This window comes from uncultured Roseobacter sp. (genome assembly GCF_947488185.1).
GTDB lineage: Bacteria > Pseudomonadota > Alphaproteobacteria > Rhodobacterales > Rhodobacteraceae > Roseobacter.
The window spans coordinates 647,385-669,486 of sequence record NZ_CANKYM010000002.1 but is presented as its reverse complement, the minus strand read 5'-3'; the positions used below and the strand labels follow the sequence as shown (position 1 = coordinate 669,486).

At 61.5% G+C, this 22,102-nt stretch carries 23 protein-coding genes; 7 read left to right on the top strand and 16 right to left on the bottom strand.

Going from position 1 to position 22,102, the window contains the following annotated elements:
* Positions 1-19: 19 nt before the first annotated feature.
* From Q1A52_RS09200 to Q1A52_RS09165, 8 genes are all read right to left on the bottom strand, one after another.
* Positions 20-1,999: a thiamine pyrophosphate-dependent enzyme gene (locus Q1A52_RS09200; protein ID WP_300013884.1), complete on the bottom strand. Its 1,980-nt coding sequence runs from the start codon at positions 1,997-1,999 to the stop codon at positions 20-22.
* Positions 1,992-2,273: a hypothetical protein gene (locus Q1A52_RS09195; protein ID WP_300013881.1), complete on the bottom strand. Its 282-nt coding sequence runs from the start codon at positions 2,271-2,273 to the stop codon at positions 1,992-1,994. The genes Q1A52_RS09200 and Q1A52_RS09195 overlap by 8 nt, the downstream gene beginning before the upstream one ends.
* Positions 2,273-3,034, bottom strand: a complete 762-nt coding sequence (locus Q1A52_RS09190; protein WP_300013878.1) for a hypothetical protein — start codon at positions 3,032-3,034, stop codon at positions 2,273-2,275. Before Q1A52_RS09190 ends, Q1A52_RS09195 begins: the two co-directional genes overlap by 1 nt.
* A complete protein-coding gene (locus Q1A52_RS09185; RefSeq protein WP_300013875.1) occupies positions 3,031-4,083 on the bottom strand; it encodes a Rieske 2Fe-2S domain-containing protein in 1,053 nt (350 codons plus the stop codon). Before Q1A52_RS09185 ends, Q1A52_RS09190 begins: the two co-directional genes overlap by 4 nt.
* On the bottom strand, positions 4,080-4,457 hold the full coding sequence (locus Q1A52_RS09180; protein WP_300013872.1) for a hypothetical protein: 378 nt from the start codon (positions 4,455-4,457) through the stop codon (positions 4,080-4,082). The genes Q1A52_RS09185 and Q1A52_RS09180 overlap by 4 nt, the downstream gene beginning before the upstream one ends.
* A gap of 244 nt (positions 4,458-4,701) precedes the next feature.
* Positions 4,702-6,216 carry a tripartite tricarboxylate transporter permease gene (locus Q1A52_RS09175; protein ID WP_300013869.1) on the bottom strand — a complete coding sequence of 505 codons (1,515 nt, stop codon included), beginning with the start codon at positions 6,214-6,216 and terminating at the stop codon, positions 4,702-4,704.
* Positions 6,213-6,704 (bottom strand): tripartite tricarboxylate transporter TctB family protein, encoded by a 492-nt coding sequence (locus Q1A52_RS09170; RefSeq protein ID WP_300013866.1) that lies wholly within the window; start codon positions 6,702-6,704, stop codon positions 6,213-6,215. The genes Q1A52_RS09175 and Q1A52_RS09170 overlap by 4 nt, the downstream gene beginning before the upstream one ends.
* Before the next feature lie 94 nt (positions 6,705-6,798).
* A complete protein-coding gene (locus Q1A52_RS09165) occupies positions 6,799-7,773 on the bottom strand; it encodes a tripartite tricarboxylate transporter substrate binding protein (protein ID WP_299777367.1) in 975 nt (324 codons plus the stop codon).
* Positions 7,774-7,922: 149 nt separating this feature from the next.
* Between Q1A52_RS09165 and Q1A52_RS09160 the strand changes: the two genes are divergently transcribed.
* Positions 7,923-8,834, top strand: coding sequence for a LysR substrate-binding domain-containing protein (locus Q1A52_RS09160; protein ID WP_299777369.1), 912 nt, complete (start codon positions 7,923-7,925; stop codon positions 8,832-8,834).
* Positions 8,831-9,574 (top strand): sulfite exporter TauE/SafE family protein, encoded by a 744-nt coding sequence (locus Q1A52_RS09155; RefSeq protein WP_300013863.1) that lies wholly within the window; start codon positions 8,831-8,833, stop codon positions 9,572-9,574. Before Q1A52_RS09160 ends, Q1A52_RS09155 begins: the two co-directional genes overlap by 4 nt.
* 7 nt (positions 9,575-9,581) lie before the next feature.
* On the opposite strand, the gene Q1A52_RS09150 is transcribed toward Q1A52_RS09155, so the two are convergent.
* The 7 genes from Q1A52_RS09150 to Q1A52_RS09120 are packed head-to-tail and all read right to left on the bottom strand — an operon-like array spanning position 9,582 to position 14,728.
* Entirely contained in the window at positions 9,582-10,250 is a 669-nt protein-coding gene (locus tag Q1A52_RS09150; RefSeq protein WP_300013860.1) for a fumarate hydratase C-terminal domain-containing protein, read from the bottom strand.
* Positions 10,247-11,203, bottom strand: coding sequence for a fumarate hydratase (locus tag Q1A52_RS09145; RefSeq protein WP_299829688.1), 957 nt, complete (start codon positions 11,201-11,203; stop codon positions 10,247-10,249). Before Q1A52_RS09145 ends, Q1A52_RS09150 begins: the two co-directional genes overlap by 4 nt.
* Complete coding sequence (locus tag Q1A52_RS09140; protein ID WP_299777377.1) at positions 11,200-11,529, bottom strand: hypothetical protein; 330 nt, start codon at positions 11,527-11,529, stop codon at positions 11,200-11,202. Before Q1A52_RS09140 ends, Q1A52_RS09145 begins: the two co-directional genes overlap by 4 nt.
* Positions 11,526-13,283, bottom strand: coding sequence for an FAD-binding protein (locus Q1A52_RS09135; RefSeq protein WP_300013857.1), 1,758 nt, complete (start codon positions 13,281-13,283; stop codon positions 11,526-11,528). Before Q1A52_RS09135 ends, Q1A52_RS09140 begins: the two co-directional genes overlap by 4 nt.
* 3 nt (positions 13,284-13,286) lie before the next feature.
* Complete coding sequence (gene sdhC, locus Q1A52_RS09130) at positions 13,287-13,625, bottom strand: succinate dehydrogenase, cytochrome b556 subunit (RefSeq protein ID WP_300013855.1); 339 nt, start codon at positions 13,623-13,625, stop codon at positions 13,287-13,289.
* Positions 13,622-13,966 carry a succinate dehydrogenase gene (locus Q1A52_RS09125; protein WP_300013852.1) on the bottom strand — a complete coding sequence of 115 codons (345 nt, stop codon included), beginning with the start codon at positions 13,964-13,966 and terminating at the stop codon, positions 13,622-13,624. The genes sdhC and Q1A52_RS09125 overlap by 4 nt, the downstream gene beginning before the upstream one ends.
* 3 nt (positions 13,967-13,969) lie before the next feature.
* Positions 13,970-14,728: a 2Fe-2S iron-sulfur cluster-binding protein gene (locus tag Q1A52_RS09120; protein WP_300013849.1), complete on the bottom strand. Its 759-nt coding sequence runs from the start codon at positions 14,726-14,728 to the stop codon at positions 13,970-13,972.
* 94 nt (positions 14,729-14,822) lie between these two features.
* On the opposite strand from Q1A52_RS09120, the gene Q1A52_RS09115 reads away from it, so the two are divergent.
* Positions 14,823-15,611, top strand: coding sequence for a nitroreductase family protein (locus Q1A52_RS09115; RefSeq protein WP_300013846.1), 789 nt, complete (start codon positions 14,823-14,825; stop codon positions 15,609-15,611).
* Positions 15,612-15,617: 6 nt separating this feature from the next.
* On the opposite strand, the gene Q1A52_RS09110 is transcribed toward Q1A52_RS09115, so the two are convergent.
* Entirely contained in the window at positions 15,618-16,934 is a 1,317-nt protein-coding gene (locus tag Q1A52_RS09110; protein ID WP_300013843.1) for an aspartate aminotransferase family protein, read from the bottom strand.
* A gap of 113 nt (positions 16,935-17,047) precedes the next feature.
* Between Q1A52_RS09110 and Q1A52_RS09105 the strand changes: the two genes are divergently transcribed.
* From Q1A52_RS09105 to Q1A52_RS09090, 4 genes are all read left to right on the top strand, one after another.
* Positions 17,048-17,911: a MurR/RpiR family transcriptional regulator gene (locus Q1A52_RS09105; RefSeq protein ID WP_300013840.1), complete on the top strand. Its 864-nt coding sequence runs from the start codon at positions 17,048-17,050 to the stop codon at positions 17,909-17,911.
* A 52-nt stretch (positions 17,912-17,963) separates the two neighbouring features.
* A complete protein-coding gene (locus Q1A52_RS09100) occupies positions 17,964-18,914 on the top strand; it encodes a TAXI family TRAP transporter solute-binding subunit (RefSeq protein ID WP_299779113.1) in 951 nt (316 codons plus the stop codon).
* A gap of 116 nt (positions 18,915-19,030) precedes the next feature.
* On the top strand, positions 19,031-21,649 hold the full coding sequence (locus Q1A52_RS09095) for a TRAP transporter permease (protein WP_300013836.1): 2,619 nt from the start codon (positions 19,031-19,033) through the stop codon (positions 21,647-21,649).
* Positions 21,646-22,077 carry a universal stress protein gene (locus tag Q1A52_RS09090; RefSeq protein WP_195818894.1) on the top strand — a complete coding sequence of 144 codons (432 nt, stop codon included), beginning with the start codon at positions 21,646-21,648 and terminating at the stop codon, positions 22,075-22,077. The genes Q1A52_RS09095 and Q1A52_RS09090 overlap by 4 nt, the downstream gene beginning before the upstream one ends.
* Positions 22,078-22,102: the final 25 nt, after the last annotated feature.

Here is a 22,102-nt window from a genome sequence, read left to right as displayed (position 1 = left end):
CGGGGGCGGTGCAATCGGATCAGACGAGATCGGCGTCTGTCATGATTTCAACCAGGGCCGGCCCCTTGTGGTCCAGCGCTTCCCTGATCGCCGCCTCCAAGTCGCCTGCATCCGTGACCTTGACCCCGTGACCACCGCAGAGCCGGGCAAAGGCGGCAAAGCCGGGGTTCTGCAGATCGGTTTCCCAGACCGGCCATTCGCCCGACCGCTGCTCCTTGGAAATCTTGCCCAGCTCGCCGTTGTGCAGCAGGATATGGGTGATATCCATGCCGTATTTGACGGCCGTGGTGAACTCCATCGGGTATTGGCCAAAGCCGCCATCGCCCGAGATCGACACCACCTTGCAGCCGTTCAGATCGGGTTTGTCCTGTGTCGCGGCCCAAGCGCCCAAGGCGGCAGGCAGGCCGAAGCCGATGGAGCCCAGATAGCCCGACATCAGCACCCGCTGCGTGCCCTTGGTTTCCAGATAGCGGCCAAAGGAATAGGTGTTGTTGCCCACGTCCACAGCGAAAATGGTGTTCTCCGGCACCAGTCGCCCCAGCGCCTCGAAAATCGCAAAGGAATGGATGCCCTTGCCGAGATCTTCCGCCAGCCGCTGTTGCTTTTCACGCCGCCAGATGCCCCAGCGGTCGGCCAGTTCGGTGATCTGATCCACCGCATCGGGGTTTTTGTGATCCGCCTTGGCGATGGCATCGCAAAACGCGCCCACATCCCCCCAGATCGGCAGGGCCACGGGGTGGAATTTACCCAGCTGCATGCGTTCATGATCAATCTGGATGATCTCCTTGCTGCGCTCGATCCCGGTGTGGTTGGAAAAGCTGGTCCCGAGCGCGATGATCAGATCGGCCTCGTTCATGAACCAGCTGGCGATGGGGGTGCCGGACCGGCCCAGCACGCCGCCCGCGCAGCGGTGATCGTCCGGCAAGAGCCCCTTGGCCTTGAAGGTGGTCAGGACCGGTGTGCCGAGGGTTTCGGCCAATGTCGCGATCTCTTCGCGCACCGGATAGGCGCCGTGGCCGACCACGATGATCGGGCGTTTCGCGGCCTTGATCATTGCCGCCGCCTTGTCGATCTCACTTTGCGCCGGGATGACGGGGGCTACTGTCACGCGCCCGTCTGGCGCGCCAGCCGGTTTGTCGGATGGGTTCGTCTGCACGTCGTCCGGGAAGATCAGATGTGCGACGTTCTGCTCCACGATGGCCGTCTTGCAGGCGAGCGAGGCCAGTTCCGCGTGGTTGGAGCTGCCCAGCACAGGCTGCGAGAAGCTGGTGACGGCCTGAAACGCCGAGAGCAGGTCAATGTCCTGAAACGCCCCCGGCCCCATGACCTGCGTCTGCACCTGCCCCGTCAGCGCCAGCACCGGCGCGCGGTCGACCTTGGCATCCCAAAGCCCGGTGAGCAGGTTCGTCGCCCCCGGCCCCGCGATGGTCAGACAGGCGGCGGGCGTGCCCGTGAGCTTGCCGTAGGCGGAGGCTGCAAAGGCCGCAGCACCTTCGTGGCGGATGCCGAAATAGGACATCTTGCCATCCACCACAGCCAGCCGGATCGCATCCGACAGCCCCAGATTGGAATGGCCCACCATGCCAAAGACCGATTGCACGCCCCAGTTGCTGAGCGTCTCCACCATGACATCCGTGACCGTGCGTTCATGCGGCGGCTCGGGCGCGATGCCCACGAAAATCTCGCCCTCTCGCACCTCCACCGGGTACATCTGCTGCCCGGTGTCCTCATGCCCGCCCGGCGGCTTGCCGGTCAGCGGGTCGAAATCCCAGCCGTGCCAGGGGCAGCGAATCCAGCATTTGTCGTCGATGCCCTTCTCTATGGAGCCTTCGCCCAAGGGCCCGCGCTGATGCGGGCAGTGGTTGTTCATCGCCGCCCATTGCCCGTCGAAATGCACAAGACAGATTGACGTGGTGCGCGCGGTTACGGTCTTGACCCGGCCTTCGGGCAGATCGTCGGTGTGCCCAACGCTGATCCAGTCGAGGGTGTCGTCACTCATTTGGCTCTCCTGTTTCAGATGGCGTGGTGAAGAAATCATAGAGCTTCTGTGCAAGGCTCAGGATGGCGAAACACCCCAGCGCCCAGATCAGCAGCTCGAACGGGGCGGTGTTGGTGCCCCGCAGCCATTGGCCGACCAGACCACCCTGCGGGCGCAGCGCCTCAAGCCCGAAAAGGCCCGGGCGGTCCCAGAGCGACAGATACCAGAAGCGCGAGAGGTAAAAGAAGATCGCGGCGAGGCAAGCGATCAGGATCAGCATGAGAACGCGGCGCATCACTCCAGCACCTCCAGCGTGTCCGGGTCCAGCCGCAGCACCAGCAGGTCGCCGCGCCGTTCGACTTCGCCTTCCAGCGAGACGAATTGCGCCACATAGTGATAGGCGCTTTCCGGTAAATGCTCCCCGTTCGGTCCGGTGACCAACAGGAATTCGGAGCCATCTACAGGCTGGGTCGAGACAAAGACGGGCGGCACCTTGCCCAGCAGACAGAGATTGGCGCAGGCCTTGTGCGCCAGCCCGCGCCCGGGCCGCATCGCGCCTGCCAGGCACTTGCCGTCACAAATCTCACCCGCCAGCTTCCAGCGACCCAGCGGGATGGTTTCCATCTGCGGCGCATCCCCTTCGGCGGCCTGGATGCCGTTGCGCCCGCCGCGCAGTTGCAGCATATCCAGATCGCCCCGTTGCAGCATAACGCCGGAGACCTGTGCCAATTGGCCTTCCAGCGGAATCGCACGGCTTTCCACATTGGTCTTGCCGCCGCCCGCAAGCATCAGCGTGTGACCTGCCGGAATACGGTCGTTACCCTCGGTGACCCGCAAGAGAGGATAGGGTGTCAGTTCCACGACTCCGGTGACCGTCTGCCGCCCGTAGTCAAAACGAAACGCGCCCTCGCCGGGGTCGTCCTGAGCGATCCCCAGCGCCAGACCGAAACCGGCCAACCCCGAGACAAACAGCACACAGACCGCGAGCAGCAGACCCCGCAGCGCCTTGGGCGTAGGCAAGTAGCCGACGAAGAAGGGACGGTCCTTTGCGCTCATGATGTCACTCCTGCGGGTACCGGTTCCACGTAAGTCCCGGGCGGGTTGGCGCGGGCATCCACCAGCACGGCGGTGCCGTCGGTCTTTAGATTGTACGTGGGGATTTTTTCGGTGAAGGGCGCGGGCGACTGTCCGTTAGTGACATCATATTGAAAGCCATGCCACGGGCAGGTCACCAGACAGTCAATGATCTGCCCCTCACCCAATGGCCCGTTCTGATGCGCACAGGCGTTGGAAATCGCGCTGAGCTTGCCGTCGTTCAGATAGACGGCGACACGTTCGCGATTGGCCAGCAGCTTGATCTTGGCAAAGCCGTCCTTCATCTCAGTGGTGTCGCAGACGTGCACCCAGTCGGCGCTGTCTGCCAAAAGCGTCCGGTCGGTACCGCGTTCCTTCAATGCGGCCATCAGATGTAGAAGGCCCACCGCAGCCGCACCGCCGATGAAAATCACCGTAAAGGCGTGGTTCTGCTGGTCCTGCAGGATGCCAAAGGAGACATGCGCCACGACCGAGAGATAGGCCGGGTAAATCAGATAATGGATACGCTTCCAGACCGGCGGGCTGAGGAATTTCATCCAGAAGTCATGGCTCGTGGCTGCCAGCAGGATCAGCGTGAAGAGCGCAAAAATCCCGAACACCTCGAAGGGGAACCCCGCCAGCTGGCTGTAGCTGGTATTGGCAAACAGCAGCGCCTCGTATTTGTTCGACGACGAAAAGGCGAAGTACCAATCGACGATGTAGCCCGCATGGGTGATCGCCACGAAGACAGTCATCACCCCGAAGTGTCGCCGGTTGTAGAGCAAGGGCAGAAAACGGGGATCGAGCCGCGCTAAGGGACCAATGCAAAGGATCACCGTCAGCATGACAAAGGCGCAGGCCCCGAAGGCACGGGCATTGTGGACCTGGCTGTTGATCGGGCGCTCGTGGCTCAGAATGCCCGGCGCGGCGTAGAGAAACACATAGAGAAAGAGCGCCACGCCCAGCAGCATCACCGCATCGTAGATGTATTTGTTCGGGTTCCACTGGACCGGGATGTATTTGACGCTCATTGGCTGACCTCCGCCGGGGTGGAGAGTTGCACCGGCGCGATCTCCGCCGGCCATGTCTGGCGCAGGCTGAGCCCCGTCAGAATGATCAGACAGATGCCGATGGGCAATATCCACCCCACCGCGAAATGCGCCCGGCGCGGCGGATCATAGCGGCGCGCCCAGAGCTCGCGCCCGCTCTCGTAGAGGTACCAGCGCCAGAGCACCAGCGGCCAGATCACCAGAATACCGGGGATCAGTAGGGGGCGGAAAATATAGGCGCCGCGCGCATCCTCATCGATGCGGTCCATGCCAATGGTCAGGAAAATCGCGGCCACCACAGCGCCGATGCTGCCCCAGATGCGTAGCCCCATCAGAATGGCTTCGGCCTGGTTCATCGCGTTGCCCTGCCCGCTGCGATCTGTCCCTCATCGTGCTGTTGTTTCGGGGCGAAAAGGCAGGCAGGCATCTTGAACTCCGGTCTTTTTCTACGCAGTGGCGTTGTGCTGCGCGTATCCTGCCAAGCCTGCACGAAACCCGCGCCTGCCGCCAAATCACAATTTCAGTTTACTTCGTGAACGCCGGCAAAATGCCGCCAATGTGGTTTTCCTGCGTCACGTGCCACGTTGGCCCGCCCGCGCCTTAGTCCTTCACTTTTGGCGACAGGGCTGGCGTGCCTTTCACCGCCCGCACGCCCGCCCGCACAATCGCGATGATGGTCAGTAGGGTCATCGCCCAGAAGAACCATGTGATCGGGCCGCGCACCAAAATGGACGGGTCGCTGCCGGACATCAGCATCGACTGGCGGAAATTATCCTCCAGCAACGGGCCGAGAATGAAGGCAATCAGAAAGGGCGCGGCGGGGATGTGATAGCGCACCATCATGAAGCCGACCCAGCCCATGACGAACATCACGCCCACATCAAAGATGTTGTTGTTGACCGCAAAGACCCCGTAGATGCAGAGCACCAGAACGGCAGGGATCAGGATGCGCTTGGGGATGTCTGCCACGTATTTGAACCCGCGGATGGCGACGGTGCCGATCAGGAATAGAAACACCGAACTAACGATCAACCCGATAAAGAGCCCGTAAATGATATCCACGTTCAGAATGAACATCATCGGGCCGGGCTGCAGACCGTGGATCATGAAGGCGCCAATGATGATGGCGGTGATCACGTCGCCCGGCACCCCTAGCGCCAGCAGTGGGATCAGCGTGGCCCCCGCCACCCCGTTGTTGCCCGCCTCGGAGGCGGCCACCCCTTCGACCTCGCCCTTGCCGAAATTCTCCTTGTTTTTCGACGTGCGCCGCGCCTCAGAGTAACTGAGGAACGCCGAGGGGGCCGCACCAATGCCGGGGATGGAGCCGAGGAACACCCCGATGAAACTGCCCCGCACGATGGATTTGAAGCTGCGGCGGTAGTCGGCGAAGCTGACCCAATTCTTGCCGAGGCTGCGCGCCGTGCCCACATGCGCCGTCGGGTGCCAGACCATGGCCAGGATTTCCGGGATGGCAAACAACCCGATTAGAACGGCGATGAAGTTCAGGCCCCCCATCATGTTGGGATCGCCAAAGGTAAAACGGTTGGTGCCGTAGACCAGATCGAGGCCAATGGTCGCCAACAGCAACCCGAGCAGCGCCGACAGCGCCCCGCGCAGCAGGCTTTCGCCGGAGACACCCGCGATGATGGTCAGGGAAAACAGGATCAGCGTGAAAAACTCGGGCGGTCCGAAGCTGAGCGCGAAGGAGGCGAGCCAGCCCGCAAAGAGGATCAACGACAGGTTGGAGATCACATCCGCTGTGCAGGAGGCCCAAAGCGCCATGCCAAGCGCGCGGCCCGCTTCGCCCTTTTCCGCCATCGGGTAGCCATCGAGGATCGTGGCCGAAGACGCAGGCGTGCCCGGTGTCTTGATCAGGATCGCCGGGATCGAGCCGCCGAAAATGCCGCCCTTGTAAACCCCGAGCAGAAGCAGAATGCCGGTGATCGGCTGCATCGCGAAGGTGAAGGGCAAGGTCAGCGCCACGGCCATGGTGGCGGACATGCCCGGAATGGCCCCGCCGATCACGCCTATGGCGACGCCCATGAAAAGTGCCAGAAAGCTTTCGATATTGCCAACCAGGCTGAGGCCCGCGGCGAGACTGTCCAGAAAGCTCATGGCAGCCTCAGGATGTTGCCCTGCGGGATCGCGACCCCTGCGACATGCGCAAAAAACGCGTAAAGCACCAGCGGGATGATCACCGCGCAGAACACGGCCGTGACCGGATGGCGCGTGCGCACCAGAAAGGCGGTGGCGCCAAAGATCAGCATCGAGGTCAGCACCATGCCCAGACGCGGCAGGGCGATCATCGTCAGCCCCATGATCACCGCCATGCCCGCCAGCCGCAGCCAGGCGGCATTCGGGTTTTCGCTGGGCGTGTTGACGGGCGTGCCGGTGTCCTCAAGCCGCAACCCCGAAAACACCAGCCCCAGCCCGGCCAGACCCGTGAAGCCCGACAGCGCGTAGGGCCAGAACAGCGGCGACAGGATGACATTGCCCACATTGCTGGGCGAAGACACCCAGGCAGGAATGGCGTAGACAGCCAGAAAAATCGCGGCCAGCAGCGCCCCGAAGCCCAGCCGCAATTGCACCTGCCGTTGTGTCATCCTTCCTCCCCTCGCCCGTTCCGGGTCTCATGAAAAACGCCGGGCAGAGACAGTGCCCGGCGTTTCCGTCTCGCGCGCATCGCGGTCCTTGGACCTAGCCTTCGATCCTCATGCCCAGATCGTCAACAAGTTTCCGAAAGGTATTGTACTGTCCCTCGATGAAGGCATTGGCGTCTTCGGGCGACATCAGCTCGATCACCGACCCCCGTGCGGTCATCTTTTCGAGGAACTCGGGATCTTCCGTCGCGGCCGCCATCCAGGCACCCCATTTATCCGCCACATCATCGGGCAGGCCGTCCGGCCCCGCAATGCCTGTCCAGCCGACCAGCTGGTGCAGCGCGGGTTTACCCAGATCAGCGGCCGTGGGCACGTCGAACCCGGCTACCGGCTCCGCCGTGGTGACCATCAGCGGCACCAGCTGTTTGTTGGCGACAAAGCTCGCGATAGCGGACGAGTTGGTGCAGAGGAAGGTGGCTGTGCCATTGAGCACAGCGGTGGCCGCAGCCCCCCCGCCCTTCTGCGGGATATGCGTGGTCTTGGTCAGCGGTTCCTCGACGCCGAACTCTGACAGCACCATCACGGCGGCCAGATGCAGCAGCGATCCGACACCGGAGGAGGAATAGGTCACGCCCCCTTCGTCCACCTTCGCAATCAGATCCTCCATCGAAGTGATACCGGACGACGGGCTGACCGCGCAGGCCACCGGGTTGATCTCATAGACGGTGACAAAGCGGAAGTCATCCAGCGTATAGGGCAGCGTGGCTTTCATCGCCGGGTTCACCGAATGCGAGCCGACGCGCGCAAAGAGCATCGTATAGCCGTCTTCCTTGGCGTTCTGCACCGCAACGGAGCCTGTCGCCCCGCCTGCGCCGGTGACATTCGCCATCACCAGCGGCTTGCCCACCGCAGCGCCCAGAGGCTCGGCAATTGTACGGGCGGAGATGTCGGTCGCCCCGCCTGCCCCGTACGGAATCACCATGTTAATCGGGCGTTCGGGGTACTCCGCCAGGGCGGCTCCCGCCAGGCCAAGGCTCAAGGCGCAGACCGCGCCCAATGTTCTGAATGTCATCGTTTTCCTCCCAGTCGTGTCTTATTTCCGGACCTCCCCGGGCAAAGCCGACAGCGCCCTTGACAATTGGTAACGTTAAGACATGCTTCATAGAAGTAATAATAAATTACAGAATTGGTAAGTTCTGCTGACAAAAAGGATTTTGCTGGATGTCGATACGCACGCTGCGAACGCTGATCGCGGTGCATGATCACAAGACCTTCAGCGCGGCCGCAGATGCGGTTTACGTCACCCACGCCGCCGTCAGTCAGCAGATGCGCGCGCTGGAGGAAAACTGGGGCATCCAGCTTTTTGACCGTTCCAAACGCACGCCGGAACTGACACCTCTGGGCCGCGCGCTGGTGGCCAAGGCCCGCGATGTCGTGCGCGCCTACGACCAGATGCTGCCCTCCGTGCTGGGCGAAAGTGGTGTCAGCGGCGAGGTCTCTCTGGGCGCCTTGCCCACGACGCTGACCACGATGGTGCCGTCGGCGATTTCCATGCTGGTGGACGCCTACCCGGAGGTGCGCGTGCGTCTCTTTCCGGGGCTGACAATACAGTTGGTATCCCAACTGGAACGCGGGGCCTTGGACGCCGCGATCATCTCACGGCCCCAGCTGGTGCCCGCCGGCCTGGAGTTTCTGGAGATTGCCGAGGAACCGCTGCAACTGCTGGCCTCGCGCGATGTGCAGAGCGATGACCCCTTTGAGTTGCTGGCCAAGCACCCGTTCATCCGCTTCAACCGCGATGCGGTGGTTGGGCACATGATCGAAAGCTGGCTACAGAAAAAGAACATCCGCGTCAGCGAAGCCATGGAATTGGACGGACTGGAGGCAATCTCCAGCATGGTGTTTGCCAACCTCGGTGTGGCGATTGCGCCGAAACGGGCGGTCAAGACCAACAACCCTCTGCCGCTGAAACGCCTGTCGCTGGGGGAGGACGCGCCGGTCCGGCGGCTGGGCCTCGCCTTTCCGCGCGACACGGCGCACGGGCCAATCCTGACGGAACTGCACAGCGTTTGCCTGCGGTCGGTTCAGATCGGCGCCTTCGGCGCACAGACCAGTACAGAACCCGCTGCATGAGCGCCGAAGAGATGACCTATCTGGTGATCGGCGCGCTGGCGGGCGGTTTCATCAACGGTCTGGCCGGGTTCGGCACCTCGCTCTTTGCCCTGGGGTTTTTTCTCACCATCATGCCCGCCGTCGAAGCCGTCGCCATCATCGTGGTGATCTCGGTGGTCAGCGGGCTCCAAGGCCTCTGGGTCGTGCGCGGTGCACTGACACAAAACCCGCGCCGGTTGGCCCGGTTTCTTCTGCCTGCGATCATCGGCATTCCGCTGGGCGTCGCCTCTCTCAAGCAGATCGACGTGACCGCGCTCAAACTGCTCGTCGCGTTTTTCCTGATCCTGTACGGCGGATTTTTCACGCTCCGCCGTACCTTGCCAAAAATCGACCACCCGACCCCGATTATGGATTGCAGCGTTGGGTTTCTGGGCGGTGTCCTGGGCGGTGCGGCCTCTCTGTCCGGCGCGCTGCCAACGATGTGGTGCTCCATGCGGGCATGGCCCAAATATGAAACCCGCGCCGTGCTGCAACCGTTCAACGTGACCGTGCTGGCCCTGACCGCCGTGATGCTCGCCTGGAACGGCGCCTATCACAGACAGACCCTGCTGCACCTCGCCGTTGCGCTGCCCACGGCCATCGTGGCGGCGCAAATCGGCATTGTCGTGTTCCGCAGGCTTGAGGATGAGACCTTTCGCCGGTTGCTGATCGCAGTGTGTTTTATCTCCGGTACGGTCCTGCTGCTGCGCGAGCTGTTCTGACGCGGAGCTAACCGATCACCTCGTCAGACCGGTCGTCCGTCTCGCCGTAGCGCTTGAGCACGGCGGGCCGCGTGCCTTCATAAACCCGATCCAGATTTTGCACGATCTTGGCATTCTCACGCTCGAACAGGCAGTCGCCGTCAAGGTTTGAGGCCACGATGAACGGGCCCATACGCCGCGCCCGGATCACCCACATCGCCTGGGCGATGCCCAGCTCCTCATGCCAATGCACCGCCTCTACCGTCTCCACCCCGCGCCCCAGCAGCGCGCCGGTGCCGTACCCAACCGTGGACAGATAGACCGCCCCGTTCGGCACGAAGTAGTCCTTGTAATCCTTGGACGACATACCCCCCTTCCCGATGATCAGCCGGGCACCGGTCTTGGCCATCCATTCCGGCAACCACTTGGCAAAGCGAAAACTGGCTGTCGCCGTGACCGCGCCCAGATCAAACGACCCATCTTCTCGGATCACTGCGGCGGGCGAGCAGTGGAAATTCGCGGCACTTTGCGAGGGCAGTTCCATGGGAATGTTGGCCTTATCCTCCAGCGCGCGCATGTAAACGCCTTCGCGCGCGGTGTAGATCAACCCATCAAGGTAGACGATATCGCCCAGACGCAGATCAGCAATGGCCTCTGGGGTTGGCGTCGTGGACAGCGTGACCTCGCGGATTTTCATTCTGCAGCCTCCCGCGCCGGTTCCCAGTCTATGGTCTCGCGGCGCTGATAGTCGGTAAACCAATCGGGGTCTGTGCGATGCTCGACGCGGCCATCGGGAAAAATACGTGCAACGGCCCGGCGCGACGACAGGCAGAACGCATGCACCGACATCTGCATACCGCCAGTGTGGCAATATCCGACTTCAATATTGCAGTCTATCACCATGTTTTTACCGACAAATCCCATCGCCCCCATACCGATTGAATTGCCCAGTTCCTTGAACTCATCCTCCATCGCCGCAATCTTTGGATCGGAGTTCCGGCTGCCCACCGTGCGCAGGACCGAGGCGCGCTTGCCCAGCACCATGCAGGTGTCTTTCGATCCCCCGAGCCCGATGCCGATGATCGCGGGTTGGCACGCGAGCCCGCGTTTGCCGAAGGCGACGAGACTGTCGAGGTAGAACCGCTTGATCCCCTGAATGCCGTCAGACGGAAACAGCATCCGGTAATCCGTGCCGAAAAGCCCGCCCTTGTGTACGGTGATCAGATCAATCCACTCCCCTTCCGGCTCGAACCCGTATTCAATCTCCGGCGCGCCGATGCCGACGTTGTTGTTGTGATCCGTGCGCCAGAGCGGGTGCACCCGGTTGGGCCGCAAAGGCACGCCCGTTGTCGCATTGGCCGTGGCCCGACGTAGGGCGGCCTCCAACGCAATGGGCCCCCCTTCAATCCGCGCGTCATTGCCCATCTTCACGAACCAGCGCGGCACGCCCGTGTCGCCACACATCGCGCGCCTGTCTTCCTTCGCAGCTTCGTAATTCTCCAGCATCGCCTGCAAAACGAAGGACGAAAGATCGCCATCTTCCGTTGCCGCCGCAGCGCGCAGCCCGTCGAGATAATCCTGAGGGATCTCGATTGCCGCCTTGTCCATCAGGGTTTCAGCCGTCTTTTGAATGAGATCGATGGAAATCATCTGAAATCCTCCCGGTTGCGCGACACCAGCCCCCACATTTCATCCTCACCGGACCCGGAGAACGCGACCGCCCCCGCCCGGATCAACGCCATGCGCAGCGCATCGTCGTTTTCGAACCCACGCAGGTGGTGCTTGATCTTCTTGAGGCTGCGCTTCTGGTAGCTCTGGTTTTCCAGCAGATGCCGGATCGCGGCTTCGACAGAATAATCCAGCTTCATCTCTTCGCGTAGCTTTTCAAGATCGTTCCGGGCGGACATGCGGGCGGTGACAAAGGCCAGCACGATGCTGCACGCCAGCGTAAGGAATGCGACAACGGCCTCGCTCATTGCGCAGCCACCAGTGTTTCGGGCTCCCCCGCTGGCAAGATCGTCTCACCGGGGCGAACAATAGAGAAATCAACATCCTCCCGGGTGACGTTCACGTTACCCTCCTGCATCTGGGCAACCGTGAAGTAGGAAGCCTCCATCGCGCCTGCCTCCGGGAAATCCTCGCGGTAATGCGCGCCGCGGGAGTTTTCCCGCGCAAGCCCGGCCTTTGCAATCACCTCGGAAACCTCGCAAAGGCTCGCCATGTTCAGCCAGTCGTGCCACGTCAGGTTGAAGGCCAGGTTTTCCGCTGCCACGCCGACCTGCATCAGATCATCCCGGATCGCGCTGATCCTGTCCAACCCACGCGTCATCCCGCTTGCCGTGCGTATAACGCCGACGTCCTCCCACATGGCTTCCTGCAACCGATTGCGCAGCGGTTGAACCAGGTCCGGCGCTTGCGACAGCGGGTGCGTGGCCCGGGTATATTCGACGGCCAGCACCTCTTCATCCGGGTCCCGCAAGGTCGTCATGCTGCGAATGTCGACACCCATCGTATCGCCAGCAATGCCACCGTAGACGGTGGAATTCGCCACCCCGTTGCCACCCAGACGGTTGGACCCATGGGCGCCGCCTGCATCCTCCCCCGCCACATAGAGACCTTCGAGAGCGGTGCGCGTCTCAACGTCGACAACAACGCCCCCCATGAAGTAATGCGCGGTCGGCACCACTTCGACCAGACCACCCGCCAGATCAAAGCCGCTATCCTCGCAGCGTTTTACCATGCCCTTGAACTTGGCGCGCACATTCTCCGGCCCGAGGTGAGACATGGAAATGAACATGCCCACCTGATCGGGGTCGTTGCTCTTGCGCATTTCAGCGTAGATGCCCCGGCTGACCACATCGCGGGTCGCCCGTTCGCCCTTGCCATCGTAGTCAAACATGAACCGTTGGCCGGAGGCATTCAGCAACTGCCCACCTGCGCCGCGCAGCCCTTCTTCGAGAACAGTGCCGGTCATGCGGCTGTGCTCTCCTGCCAGCAGCCCGGTGGGGTGGAATTGCACCATCTCCATGTCCCGCAGCGGCAAGCCAGCCCGCAGCGCCATGGCCAACCCATCCATCGTTTTATCACCGCTGGGCGTGTGATATTTGTACATGGTCGGGCCGCCGCCCGTGGCCATCAGCACCGTCTTGGCGCGCACAAACCGAAAGCGCCCCGTGCGCATGTCGATCATCAGCACACCAGCCAAGGCACTGCCGTCCTTCGTGGGGATCAACCCCACGGCCCGGTGTTCCTGCAGCTTTTCAACAGGGCGGCTCAGCACTTGCTCCATCAGGCGGTTGATGATCTCGATGCCCGTCAAATCGCCCTTGTGCACCGTCCGGTCAGCGGTCTGCCCGGCAAAGGCTTTCTGGTGCAGTGTTCCGTCGGGATTGCGGTCAAAGAAACAGCCGATCTCGTTTTCTAACTCGCGGATGCGTACGACTGCCTGTTCGCAGAGCCGCCAGGCCATGTCCTGATTGGGCAGCCATTTGCCGCCCTCAATCGTGTCCATGAAATGCCGCTCGACCGTGTCGCCACCGCCCAGCGCCACGTTGTAGCCGCCCTGCACCATCCGCGTGCAGCCGCATTTGCCGATCAGCCCCTTGACCGCGACGGTGATTTTTGTGCCTTCTGGTGCCGCCTGCTGTGCGTGCAGCGCGGCGAAAAGCCCCGCTCCGCCCGTGCCGAGGATCAGAATATCCGTATCATGTCGGTCGATGTTGCACGCCATCTGTTACACCACCTGCAAGAGAAACGTGCCGGAGATCAGAACCGCCACACCCAACGCGCCCGCGGCCAGCGATTTCTGTGGGCCAGACCATGGCAGCCATTCCATCGCCATCAGGCGCAAGCCGCCGAAGACATGAACGGCCAGCAGGAAGACCAGTCCGAACTCCGCTAATTTAACAATAGGTTGCTCGGCGAAGCTGAGGAATTCATTGAGCTTTTCTGGCGTTGTCAACGCGTAGGATAAGACCCAGAAATGCACAGGCAGGAAAAGCGCCAATGCCAGACCCGATACCCGGTGCAGCACGAAAGCCAGCCAGAGTGGATGCGCGCGCGCGGGTCTCATGTCATCCCCGCAGGCCAGGTCACCGCAATCAGTGCCTGCGTGCCCATCGCCAGCAGCAACAGTCCCGTTCCCCAGGTAAATCCGGTCAGCGCGCGCCCCGTCAAACCGATCATCTCATGCGCTATCACGCGGAGCCCGATGGCCGCATGTGTCGCGACGGCCAGCACGAAGGAGCCATAGAACGAAAACCAGAAGACAGAGCCTTGCGTGCGGCCCAAAATCTCTTCCGCCGACAGCCCGCCTTGAACAGCGTAGATCATCACCGCGATGTGCCCGAGGGTCAGCGGCGCCATGATCAGGGCCGTGATGCGCTGCAGCATGTAGAGGCGTAGATCCAGCATCGCTTACTTGCGCCTCCGAAAGAAGGATTTCGCCGTTTCCCGCTTCAACCCGGCGATGGCGGACATCGGATCCAGGTCATTCGGGCAAAAGACAGTGCAACTGCCCATCGAATGGCAGTTGTGGCAACCTCCGACACCCGACACCGCATCCAAGATCTGGTGGGGCGCATCATGCTTTGCATCGTTCAGCAGCGTCCAGGCGCGTTGCAACGCTGCGGGGCCGAGATAGTCAGGATTCCCCGCTACCGTGTCACAGGCGGCATAGCAGATGGAACAGTTGATGCATTCTATTCCGGCGCTCGCCTCTACGCGGATCGCGTCTTGGGGATCGACTGGTGGGATGGGATCGTCCCGCGTGGCACTCGGCGCATGGGCACCTCCGGCGGTCACCCACTTGTCGAAAAACGGATCCATATCCGCGACCAAGTCCTTGATCACAGGAAGGTTTCTTAAGGGCCCGATCTGTACCTTCCCGGCCTTCAGCACCTTTTTGACATGGGTGCGGCAGGTCCAGCGGGGTTGACCATTCACCATCATCGCGCAGGACCCGCACATGCCGACACGGCAGGCAAAACGGTAGGTCAGGGTCGCATCCGCGTAGTGCTGTATCCACGACACCACATCAAGAATTGTCTGGTTTTCGAGCGCGGGAACCTCGAAGCGCTGATAATCGCCGCCCTGAGACGTGCCACGCCAGACCGAAACTTCGAGAGTGCCACTTTGCCCGTCCAATGCGCTTTCCTGACTTGTGACCGGTTCCATTGCGCCTATGGTATAACCGCCAGAATAACTAACGAGAAGGAATATGTACTTATGTTTCTTGTAAGTATTTCTTACTATTATCGCAGGTGTTTCAATGTCTGAAACCGCGCTCTCCGCAGCCCTTATCCGGCGCTTTGGCGAGACGCCGGAGGTCCCCGCGGGTCTGGCCGACATTCCGGCGTTGAAGACCCTTGCTGCACGCGGATCCTGCCGCAGCTTCACCGCTCAAACAGTCGATACGGACGTGCTTGAAACACTGTGCGCATTGGCGCTTTGCGCGCCGTCGAAAAGCGATTTGCAGCAGCGCGACATTCTCATCGTGACCGACCCGACACTGCTGGCGGCGCTAAAATCGCTGCTTGATGCGCAGGCCTGGATTGCCGACGCTCCGGCGATGATCCTGTTTCTGGCCAACAACCGACGTCAGCGCCAGGTGCAGATGATGCACGATCAACCCTTCCCGAACGATCACCTGGACGCGTTCTTCAATGCCAGTGTCGATGCGGGGATTGCTCTCGCCTTCTTCATGGCGGCAGCGGAGGCGGCGGGTTTGGGATGCTGTCCGATCAGCACCATTCGCAACCATCTGCCGCAGGTCAAAGACCTGTTGGCCCTGCCAGATCACGTCTTTCCGGTGGCGGGCATGGCCGTGGGATACCCCAGCGCCGCACCGGGCGTCAGCGCCCGCCTGCCCTTGTCCAAGACCGTCCATCGCGACCGGTTTTCGGATATCACCGAGGCAGACATCAAATCCTACGACACCCGCCGTCTGGCCGGGCAAAATGGTCCTGGATGGTCCGAGGCCAGGGCGAAGATGTACGCCACCCCCCAGCGCACGGATTTTGCCGCCTTCCTCCGCAGCATCGGCTTCACGCTGGAGTAATGCGGATCACAGCACCTCGTCGAAGGTCTTTTTCAGTTTCGTGACGATCTCGTCCACATGGGCGTCTTCGATGATGAAGGGCGGTGCCAGCAGCACGTGATCACCGGTCTGGCCATCGACCGTGCCGCCCATCGGGTAGCAGGCGAGCCCGTTCGCCATGGCGGTCTGTTTGATCTGCTTGTTGATGCCCTTCCCCGGATCGAAGGGCTTTTTGCTGGCGCGGTCCTCGACGATCTCCAGGCCCCGAAACAGCCCACGGCCCCGAATATCACCGATATGGGGATGCTGGCCAAACTCCGATTGCAAGGCGGACTGCAATTTCTCTCCCATCACCGCGCAACGCTCGACCAAGCCTCCGGTCAGTTTTTCGAGCACCGCGTTGCCCGCTGCACAGGCGGTGGGGTGACCGATGTAGGTGTGCCCGTGTTGAAAGAACCCTGACCCATCGGCAATCGCCTGATGGATCCTGTCGGTGCACATCATCGCCCCGATGGGCTGGTACCCGGCACCAAGCCCCTTGGCGATGGTCACGATATCGGCGGTGATCCCCTCCTGTTCATGCGCGAAAAGGCTGCCGGTGCGGCCCATGCCGCACATGACTTCATCAAGGATCAGCAGGATGCCGTATTGATCGCAGATCTCCCGGATGCGTTTGAAGTAGCCCTCAACCGGCGGCACCGCGCCAAGGGTCGCGCCGACAACCGGTTCGGCGACGAATCCGATCACCGTTTCGGGCCCCAGACGCAGCAATTCCGCCTCCAGCTCGTTCGCAACCCGTTGGCCGTAGTCAAAAGCGCTTTCGCCCTCCCTCTGACCGCGATAAGCGTAGCAAGGTGAGATCAGCGAGGTCTCCACCATGATCGGCGCAAAGGCCTGCTTGCGCCAGACGTTGCCGCCGGTGGCCAGCGCGCCAAGAGTGTTGCCGTGATAGCTTTGCCGCCGCGCAATGAAATGGCGCCGCTCGGACTGGCCGATCTCCACAAAATACTGACGCGCCAGTTTCAGCGCCGCCTCCACCGCCTCGGAACCGCCGGAGACGAAGTAGACCTTGTCCAGATCGCCGGGTGCGTCTTTCACGAGCCGGTCCGCCAATTCTTCCGCCGGATCGGAGGTAAAGAAGCTTGTATGCGCATAGGCCAGCTGCGCCACCTGCGCCTGAATCGCCGCGATCACATCCGGGTCGCCATGTCCCAGACAGGACACCGCCGCACCGCCCGATCCATCAAAATATTCTTTGCCATCAGCGTCATAGAGGTACGCGCCTTTACCTATAGACGCCCGTCGAAGATTGGTCCTAGAGTGCCGGGCAAACACATGTGACATTCGAAATCTCCCTTGTTGCGCTGCCAATTGTGAAACATATGGAGCCTTCGTTGACAATGCGCTGAAACAAATGAATCCTCTTCTGAGGATTCGTGACGGCTGGGGGAGCCTGCGTGGACGGACCACTCGATATCAGGATATCTGCGAGCTATGACGACCTCAGCGGCAAGCTGAAACAGGCCGCGGATTACCTTGTCGAGAACCAGATTGATATTGCGACCCGCTCCCTGCGGTCCGTGGCCGAGCAAAGCGATATCGCGCCCGCGTCCTTTTCCCGCCTTGCGCGGGCCCTGGGCTACGAGGATTTCGGTGCGTTGCGGGGGGATTTGCGCACCTCTATCGGGCGCCGCGTCAACCGCGCTACCCCGCGCGAGCAACAGCTGTCCACGCTGCAAAGCGAAGGCCAACTCGATTTCCCGGAAAGCTTTGCGGCGGCGTGCATCCGCAACATCGAGACCCTCGCCGGCAGCCTGCCCGCCTCCCAGTTGGACGAGACGGTGCAGAAACTGCACGCGGCCCGCACCGTCCTGGTGTTCGGGGCGCTGAGCTCAACCGGTGTCGCGGAACATCTGACCTATATGGCGGGTCTGCTTTTTGACAACTGGAGCCTGGCCGGACGCATGGGTGCATCGCTGGGCGCGGGCCTCGCCGGGCTGAACGAAGACGATGTGGTGATCGTCATCACCCAATCCCCCTTTTCACCCCGCGCCGCGCGGGCGGCGGAGCTGGCGCGCGAAAACGGGTGCTTTGTGGTGGTAATCACCGACACCCACACCTGTCCGGCGCTTAAATATGCAGCAGCCGGGTTCATCACGCCCTCCAAGACACCACATTTCTTTTCCTCCTACACAGCATCGCTTTTCTTTGTCGAAACCCTGATGGGCCTTCTGGCACGCATCGGGGGCGAGGCGTCGCGGCAGCGTATTGCCGAGGTGGAACAGAATAACCGCCGTTTACAAGAAGTTTCAGACGGCTAACCTACGACTCATAATCCAAATAAGGGAGACAAAAATGTTCAATGGATTGAAAATGACCGCCGCCGGTGCGGCACTGGCGATGTTGACGGCGCCAGTCGCAATGGCGGAGGAATTCATCACCATCGGTACGGGTGGTGTCACGGGGGTTTACTACCCCACAGGTGGCGCGATCTGCCGTCTGGTGAACAAGGGCCGCAAGGAACACGGCATCCGCTGCTCCGTCGAATCGACGGGCGGGTCAGTTTACAACATCAACACCATCCGCGCGGGCGAGCTGGAGTTCGGTGTGGCCCAATCCGACTGGCAGTACCACGCCTACAAAGGCACCTCGCGCTTTGAAGAGCAAGGGCCGTTTGAAGACCTGCGTGCCGTGTTCTCCGTGCACCCGGAACCCTTCACAGTGGTGGCGCGTGCCGATGCCGGCATCACCAGCTTTGCCGATCTGAAAGGCAAGCGGGTCAACATCGGCAACCCCGGCTCCGGTCAGCGTGGCACCATGGAAGTGGTGATGGAGAAGATGGGGTGGAGCACATCCGATCTGGCGCTGGCGTCCGAACTGAAGGCGGCCGAGCAGTCAGCAGCGCTTTGCGACAACCAGATCGACGCGATGATCTACACCGTGGGTCACCCTTCGGGCTCCATTCAGGAAGCCACAACCGCCTGCGATTCCGTGCTGGTTGAGGTGTCCGGCGCCGAAATCGACGCGCTGATCGGTGACAACTCCTACTACCGCTCGGCCAAGATCCCCGGCGGCATGTATCGCGGCACCGATGGTGACGTGGCCACATTCGGCGTGGGCGCAACCTTCGTGACCTCCGCAAGCGTCTCTGAAGATGCGGTCTATGCTGTTGTTTCGGCGGTCTTTGACAACTTCGAAGACTTCAAGAAGCTGCACCCGGCCTTCGCCAATCTGACAGCGGAAGAAATGGCAACAGCAGGTCTGTCCGCGCCGCTGCATCCCGGTGCTGCGAAGTACTACAAGGAAAAAGGCTGGGTTGAGTAAACCCACCTATGCCAACGCGAGGGGCGGTCCGCCGCCCCTTGAAGCCCGCCAAAGGGCACACCAAACGACAAAAAGCCGCATCCAAAAATAACGCGGCACGTCAGGGAGACAGTTAAATGGCAGATAAGACAAGCGGCGGCCGCGCGCTGACCGAAGAAGAACTTCAGGACCTCGTCTCCTCGTCGGACGCAGGGGCCCGTAATCCGGCAGGGTCCGTCGGCACCTTTCTGGCGATTGTCGCAATCGTCTGGTCGCTGTTTCAGGTGATGCTGGCCTCGCCGCTGTCCAATCAGCTGCTGCCCGGCTCCGTGATCAACAATTCGCGCCAGATCCACCTGGCCTTTGCCATTTTCCTGGCCTTCATGGCCTACCCGATGTTCAAGTCGAGCCCGCGCGACTACATTCCGATCCATGACTGGCTGCTGGCGCTCGGGGGCACTTTCATCGCGCTCTACGGCTACATTTTCTACGACAAGATCGTGAATTCCGGCGGCCTCGCCGATGACACAGACAAGTGGTTTGCGCTTGTGGGCCTGATCATCCTCTTTGAAGGCGCGCGCCGCGCACTTGGGCCTGCAATGGCGATCATAGCCACGATCTTCCTGCTCTACGTCTTCTTCGGCGCCTCGCAGGCGGTTCCGGACGTGATCCGCTGGAAAGGCGCGAGCTTGCAAAAGGCGATGAGCCACATGTGGATCACCTCCGAAGGGGTCTTTGGGATCGCCCTTGGGGTCTCGACCAAATTCGTGTTTCTCTTCGTGCTCTTCGGTGCCCTGCTCGATAAGGCGGGCGCGGGCAACTACTTCATCAAGATGGCCTTTGGCGCGCTGGGTCACCTGCGCGGCGGTCCGGCCAAGGCGGCTGTGGTCGGCTCGGCTGCGACGGGCCTGATTTCGGGCTCCTCCATCGCCAATGTGGTCACCACCGGGACCTTCACCATCCCGCTGATGAAACGCGTGGGCTTCTCGTCCGAGAAAGGCGGCGCGGTTGAGGTGGCCAGTTCGGTGAACGGCCAGATCATGCCCCCGGTCATGGGCGCTGCGGCCTTCCTCATGGTGGAATACGTGGGCATCTCCTACGTCGAGGTGATCACTCACGCCTTCTTGCCCGCAACGATTTCCTACATTGCGCTGGTCTATATCGTGCATCTCGAAGCGGTGAAGAACAACATGCCGACCCTGGGCGACCGCGAGGTGTCCATGGTGAAAACCGTTGTCGGCATGCTGTCGTTCTTCCTCGTCTTTGCCGGGCTTTGCTATGGCTCGCAGTTCCCCGTCGAGGCCGTGACCGCCTGGGCGCCGAACTCTGCCGGGCTGATCATGACCGCAATTGTCTGCGGCGTGTATATTCTGCTGCTGGCACTGGCCGCACAGGTGCCGGACCTCATGCCGGACGATCCGAACGCCGAACACGTCGAACTGCCGGTCATCGGGGAAATCTACAAGGCGGGTCTCTACTATCTGCTGCCGATCATCGTGCTGGTCTACTTCCTGATGATTGAGCAGAAATCCCCCGGCCTTTCGGCCTTCTGGGCCACCATGCTGCTGTTCTTCATCCTACTCACGCAGAAACCGCTCAAGTCCATCTTCCGCGGTGAAAACGATATGGTGAACGCGTTCCGCGACGGTGTCGTGGACCTGCTGCAGGGCCTCATTGACGGGGCGCGCAACATGATCGGCATCGGCCTTGCGACGGCCACCGCTGGTGTGATCGTGGGCACGGTGACGCTGACCGGTGTGGGACAGGTCATGGCCAATCTGGTGGAGTTCCTGTCGGGCGGCAATCTGATCCTGATGCTGATCATGGTGGCGCTCCTGAGCCTCATCTTGGGCATGGGGCTGCCCACCACGGCGAACTACATCGTGGTCTCATCGCTGATGGCCGGGGTGGTTGTCGAGCTGGGCGCGCAGTCGGGGCTGATCGTGCCCCTGATCGCCGTGCACCTCTTTGTGTTCTACTTCGGGATCATGGCGGATGTGACGCCGCCCGTGGGGCTTGCCAGTTTCGCGGCTGCCGCCGTCTCGGGCGGGGACGCGATCCGTACCGGCTTCATTGCGTTCTTCTATTCCCTGCGCACGGTCGCCCTGCCCTTCGTCTTCATCTTCAACACGGACTTGCTGCTGATCGATGTGGGATGGGTCCAGGGGATACTGGTCTTCATCACGGCAACCATCGCGATACTTGTCTTCACCGCAGGCACCATGGGCTATTTCCTGACCCGCAGCCGCATCTACGAGAGCGTCGCCCTCGTGTTCATCGCCTTCATGCTCTTCCGTCCGGATTTCTTCATGGACCGCCTGCAGCCTCCGTTTGAGGATATCGCCCCGGCCAACTTTGCCGAGAAGGTGGAGAACGCCCCCGTGGGTCGTGAATTCCGGGTCATCGTCAGCGGCCCTGACTTCGATACCGGCGAGACCAAGGAAACAACGCTGCTGGTGCCCATCGGTGAAGAAGCAGAAGGCACCCGGATGGAGGCTTACGGCCTACTGACCGTGGAGGAAGGGGAAGACATCGCATTGGAGGAACCGCTCTTTGGCACGCCTTATGCGGAGACCTTTCAGGGCTATGACTTCTACGGCGACGAATTCGTGACCGTCAAAGCCGTGAAAGCCCCGGCGGATCAGATGCCCAAGGAGCTAATGTTCCTGCCGGCGCTCTTGTTCCTGGGATTGATCGTCCTGCTGCAACGCGGCCGTGTGGGCAAAGAAGAAAAACAGGAAGGAGTCACCGCATGAGCCGTTCAGTTCTCTGCGCGATTGATGTCAGCCACAAAGGCCAGGACGCGGAGGTTCTGCGCGTGGCCAAAAAGCTCGCCGACCTCGACGGCGCATCACTCGACGTGATGACGGTTGTGCCCGATTTCGGCGAAAGCATCGTGGGCAGTTTCTTCGACGCCGACCACCACGAAAAGGCCGTCGCCGAGGCGCGGCAACTGCTGAGTGACGAAATCACCGCCAGCATTGGCGCGGATGTGGATGCGATGGTGCGCCATGTGGTGGCAACCGGGAACGCCTATGAGGAAATCCTGCATGTGGCGCGGGAGACGGATTGCGGGCTGATTGTGATCGGCGCCCATAAGCCGGACTTCAAGGATTACCTGCTGGGCCCGAACGCCGCCCGGGTTGTTCGGCACTCCAATTGCAGCGTGCACGTCGTCCGCTGATTTCTCAGTCTTTTGACCTCTGGAA